We start from the raw sequence: 1,564 nt of genomic DNA on the forward strand, positions 1-1,564 counted from the left end.
ACGAAGTCATAAATGACTTCTGTCACGCTGTTATGAAGTGACCATTGTCAAGTAGGAATTTGGCTCTGGTCATTTTTGATCCCCATAGAAAAGTCTCAGAAATTGATCCTTCGACAGTTAACCACTCTGTTATTCGTGGATTGGTTACCAACAGGTTAATGGTCCGTCGCAAGGCTCATATAATCTCCCACCGTGGATCATGATAATAATTAGAACTATGGCCAATAGTTCTTGAAATCATGCCAGAAAGCGTGACAGCGTAGGTAGCCAGACCGTAAAGCTTTCTGGGACTTTTCTATAGGCACAATTAAGTACCTAATGTATTACGAATAAACAATTAATTACGCAATTTTGCCGTTTTCCATACCCCAAATAAAGCAAGCTAGTTCTCGAGCAACGGCGATAATTGCCACATTTCGTGGTTTACCTGCATGAATCATTCGTTCATAGCGTTTGTGAAGACGATTAACAGCACGATCGGCATAGTTAATGACTCTTCCGGATTGATTTATCTGTCGTGCCTTGAGTTTCTTGGACTTCTTACTTGGGTTTCCCCGCACTAAACCTTGTGCGGATTCGACAAGTGTAGTGCGGATGGTCGAATTACCTTGCTTAGTAATTCGGCCTAGACTAACATTCTTTCCACTAGAATGTTCGCTGGGAGTTAGTCCTAAATAGGCCATATAAGCTCTGGCATTCGGGAAGCGTGAAAAGTCTGAAGTCTCCACATGAATGGTCATTGCGGCTACTGTATCAATCCCCTTGAAACAGCGGAGCTTAGAAATTGGTTCTTGATAGCGTTCTTGATGTGACAGGTCTCCTAACTGTCTGCTTAAGCGTTCAATCTTATCTGTTAACTCATGATAATGAACCAGATACTCGTCTAAGACCATCTTTTTTATTCTTGGCAATTGTAATTGTGAAAGCCATTCTAAATATACTCCCGTCCATGGTGTTTTTTCAAAACGAAAACCGTTTCTCAAAACAAAGGCACGAATTCGTTGCTTGGTCTGTTTAAGCTCCTTTTTCATAGCTTTAATCAAACGAATAAATTCCTTGACCTCGTCATCTTCTTGATCAGGCACATAAACCGCCTTATAAGTTCCGGAAGCTAGATTATGGGCAATCATCTGGGCATCTCGGTGATCATTTTTAACCATTTGATGTTTGATGTTACTGTACATCGTCGAAGGTGCCAAGATTACGCAATCATATCCCAACTCTACTAGCCGGTTGTGAAGCGAATAGCCCCAGATCCCAGCTTCGTAGCCTAAAGTAACTTGATTACTTTCGTTTTCTGGCAAATGATTGATAAACTTAACAATATTCTCAACATCGGCAGAACACCGGGTTTCACGAATAATTTCACCACTAGAAGCCGCCAAAGCGCATAGGCTAAAAGAGTCTTGGTGGACATCCATCCCAACATAAATTACACTAGACATAAGAGTGACCTCCTTATTGTTTTAGGGTACGACCTCAATTAATGTTTCTGCTTTACACATTAATTATGAGCTCAAATCCCTGCATTAACAATAAGGAGGTCACTTCATATTATCTCCCA

Annotated in this window: 1 protein-coding gene; it reads right to left on the reverse strand. The window is 40.9% G+C overall.

Annotated features, from left to right (window positions below; all coding sequences use genetic code 11):
* Window positions 1-341: 341 nt before the first annotated feature.
* Window positions 342-1,445, reverse strand: a complete 1,104-nt coding sequence (locus FC49_RS09585) for an IS110 family RNA-guided transposase (RefSeq protein WP_082603582.1) — start codon at window positions 1,443-1,445, stop codon at window positions 342-344.
* Between the last annotated feature and the right edge of the window lie 119 nt (window positions 1,446-1,564).

It is taken from the genome of Limosilactobacillus oris DSM 4864, assembly GCF_001434465.1.
Taxonomy (GTDB): Bacteria; Bacillota; Bacilli; order Lactobacillales; family Lactobacillaceae; genus Limosilactobacillus; species Limosilactobacillus oris.

Coding starts and splice junctions, on each gene's coding strand:
- FC49_RS09585 (WP_082603582.1), bottom strand. CDS start 1,445: ATGTCTAGTGTAATTTATGTTGGGATGGATGTCCACCAAGACTCTTTT.